The 1,563-nt window shown below is 31.6% G+C and carries 1 protein-coding gene; it reads right to left on the bottom strand.

All coding sequences use genetic code 11. The features are described 5' to 3' along the window. Positions 1–1,132 (bottom strand): EreD family erythromycin esterase (gene ere(D), locus Q0662_RS11890; protein WP_298950145.1); only part of this gene is annotated, 1,132 nt, incomplete at its 3' end. Positions 1,133–1,563: the final 431 nt, after the last annotated feature.

Raw genomic sequence — 1,563 nt, 5'->3', positions numbered from 1 at the left:
GAATCTTATTACAATTTTTTAATTCCGTACTTCTGTTCATTAGTAAACAGCATTCTTTTCCTCCAAATTCTTGCATAATAAATTCAACAGAATCCGACTCTGGAAAATCAAGTGGAAATTTATCAACCCTAAAGCCAAATTGATAATCATTATCAGGATACAATGCCGCAGTTTCTCCACGTAGATTAGTTATTGCAAATGCTTTATATTTTTCTCCAAAAGTCATCGAAAGTCTTTGCCCCATTGGATAACAACTAATAAATCCATCAAAATCTACCGGAGTTTTTTGAATGTGAGCATTGTGGGCAACCAAAATAATCTTTTTACCAAGTGAATTTTTCAAAAACCAATCAATGCTTTCTGCCATATACTGGTCTTTTGCTCCCATATCTCCTTCAATTCCCCTTTCAGTAATGAAACTTTCCATAGCATCAGCATTATAATTCATATAAATCAAGCCTTTAACTTGATGAACTATCGATTGAAATTCTAAACTTTCTAATTTTGGTTGAAGAGTAATCAAACGAATGTAAACTTTTAATAGCAATGCTTTTAATTCATTATGTTCAGCTTCATCAAAAAGCGATAAATTTAACGCAAGCTGAGAAGTCGAATAGAAATCAAATTTCTCAGCAAGATTTAAAATCTTCTGTAAGACATCAGAAGAAACGATTGAAAGTCTTTGCAAATAATCAGATACAATACGAAAGTTTGGAAAATAAGAACCTCCATTTTTAGGAATATCCACACCTAAAAAGGTAATTTGATTATTATTGTCTTGATTATACCGACGAAGCCATAGCAAAGTATCTTTAAACTCATTTGGATAATAAAAGTGTGACAGTAACTTATCCAAATCGTCGAATGGAATTTGTGATTTTATCCACTTATCAACTTCTAATCCTTCAGAAAAACCAAACTCAAATGCCAAGGTGTCAAAATCACATTCAGTTACTAAAAACTCAATAACTTGATGCCTGAATGTAAAAAACTCTTTTATGAAATGTGCGTTTTCGCCTAAACCAACAATTGTAGAAGAATCAAAATATTCTCGAAATCGAAAAAGACTTTGTTTTATGGATGTATTATTTTCCGAATTAAACGGAAAAGTTAAGGGTTTTATATTTTTCATTATTACCTTATTTTAAATTAAAAATTAACGTACCAAATAGCAACCGTCTCAAAAAGACGATTTAATAATTTACTTTAATTTTTAATTACCAAGGCTTGCTGAAATACATAAAATGTGAATTATTTGAATACAAAGATACTAAAAATTCCTTCACATAACATCGCATTGGCAAAATGGCAGGTTAAGTGCTAAATTGAAAGTTTCTGCATTTTATTCCGCCGAATGTGTTCCACATTCGCTTTTTATTTGTAAGTTAGCTCTGTGGAAACACATCGGCTACGTTCTCGCTAAATTGAACTTTTTGTCCAATTTATCCGCCACTTCGCCAATGCGTTTCCCGTTATGTGCCATTTTTGAATGACAATGCGAATAGATACAGACAAACAAATGAATTTACTTAGTGATAAGAACGTTGCAATAATTGGTGGTGG

The organism is uncultured Polaribacter sp. (genome assembly GCF_947503855.1).
In the GTDB taxonomy this organism is placed as follows: Bacteria; Bacteroidota; Bacteroidia; order Flavobacteriales; family Flavobacteriaceae; genus Polaribacter.
Note: the sequence above shows the minus strand (reverse complement) of the source record. Positions and strands in the feature narration are given on the sequence as shown.